Source organism: Vibrio sp., from assembly GCF_038138445.1.
Lineage (GTDB): Bacteria > Pseudomonadota > Gammaproteobacteria > Enterobacterales > Vibrionaceae > Vibrio.
Map to the genome: position 1 here is coordinate 995 of NZ_JAYQDQ010000170.1, position 1803 is coordinate 2797.

Annotated in this window: 2 protein-coding genes; both read right to left on the reverse strand. The window is 44.6% G+C overall.

Annotated elements, in window-relative coordinates; all coding sequences use genetic code 11:
* Positions 1 to 438 precede the first annotated feature (438 nt).
* The gene (locus tag AAFM34_RS20700) at positions 439 to 1242 is read right to left on the reverse strand and encodes a glycosyltransferase family 2 protein (RefSeq protein WP_341666132.1); all 804 of its coding nucleotides are present in this window, start codon (positions 1240 to 1242) and stop codon (positions 439 to 441) included.
* Between the two features lie 63 nt (positions 1243 to 1305).
* A partial coding sequence (locus AAFM34_RS20705) for a hypothetical protein (RefSeq protein WP_341666134.1) occupies positions 1306 to 1803 on the reverse strand: 498 nt, incomplete at its 5' end.

Below are 1803 nucleotides of genomic sequence, written 5' to 3' on the forward strand. Positions count from 1 at the left end.
TTGTTGAGGGCTCCTCATCTGACAAAACAGACAAGCGATGACAAGTGTCTTGACATAGCGCCACTTTCGCATTCAAGGCTAAGCATTGTCTTGTGTAAGGCCCGCACGACACACAGCACAAACGCGACGGCTCGCCGCCGATGATTGAAGCCCCCATCAGCTCGAGCTTTCGAAGAAAGAGATGAGCACCAGCACTCTAACAGCCAGGCGGCCCATCTGGTCCACACCAAAACACCTGAATGTCGACACTCCAATTAAACTGCTGCGCATTATTCAGCGCCTAGCACGGCCCTACCCGCACACCTCTCCATAGAACCTTTTGGCGCTACCGAAGCCCGGGAATACCCACTATCGCGAGCTCATTATCCTGAAGCATACCTCCGAATCGGAGATAAACCGGGGGACCTGTAGACACAAATTCTCCTTGGACTCCGCTATTTACAAACCTCGCTTAACATATCGACTGTAGAGAGACAGCAAGAAATGACTAGCGGTAAACATGTAAGCCGAGAAGCCCAATCCGCTACCATCCATTTTTCGATATGCTTTCAAGACATGGAGGTGACGCCGAAACATAGTCCATTTGTTACCAGAAATCTGACCGTCAGAAATGCGGTACCCTATTAAAGGATTTGTGATTTTTAAAGAAAACCCGATTTCCTCATGACAATGCAACCAGCAATCTAGATCTTCTCTAGCCTTAAATGTCAGACTTTCATTAAACGGATGTTTCTTGATCAAATCCGTATCTACCAAGACACTTGAAGCTGGAGTTCTGCACTTGAGTTGCTGCTGAAAGTAACTTATTCGCTCAACCTGAATGTCGACAATTGATGGAAATGTGACCTTGTTTGTATGATTGAAATGAGTACTTGCAGTGCTACAAAACTTTCCACCGGAGCATCTCAATAACTTAACTTGCTCCTCTAATTTTCGTGGGTGCCAAATATCATCAGCATCTAAGAACGCCACCCACCTGCCCTTCGCTGCTCTTACCCCAATATTGCGTGGGCCCGCCGGAGCACCCATATTTTCATCTAGACAGATCAACGTTACCCTGTCGTCTAGTTGAGATACCCCCATAACGATTGCCTTGGTTTCGTCCGAAGAACAATCATCGACGACAATAATCTCGAAATCGGCAAACGTTTGACTAAGCACCGAATTAAGTGTCTCTCTTATATATCGAGACGCATTAAACGCGGGAATAACGACTGAGACCGCGGGAGAAATGTGTGCCATCTCTTCAATTTTCAGCATACCAAATTACCTATAAACAAGGTTGCAAAAAAAGATGATTCCAATCTACTCATTACCATCGTGCGGATCTGATACACACTCAAATATAATTGAGGGTGACAAAGTGCAGGGAATAAAATTCACGGGACTGCGATGAATTTTTTTTATTATCATGTTTTGCCGAATAGTTTGAGCCAACCACCGCCAGTCAAATCCTTTATGCTCAGTCGTATGCATGTAAAGGGAAGCCTGTAACGTTTCAAGCCAACTATATTCTTTATGGCGTTTCCAACCAATCAACATCGACCCAAAGTTTTTTACAAATACAATTGGTCCAATATCATTGGGAACGGAAAACAACAGCGCTTTTGGTCGCGCTTTACCCAAATTCTCTACTATTCTGACCACATCAGACTCGGGAATGTGTTCCAAGGTCTCTAAACATACAACCATGTCGCAGGCCTCAAATTCATGGAGGTGATTTTGAACAACATCATTTATGTACTTGAAATTACTATTGCTACCGTACCTTTGCACTGCGGCTTCCATATGCCGGCTTTTATA

What these genes read in the sequence shown, in the direction of transcription:
- AAFM34_RS20700 (WP_341666132.1), bottom strand. Translation starts at nt 1,242, where the DNA reads ATGGCACACATTTCTCCCGCGGTCTCAGTCGTTATTCCCGCGTTTAAT.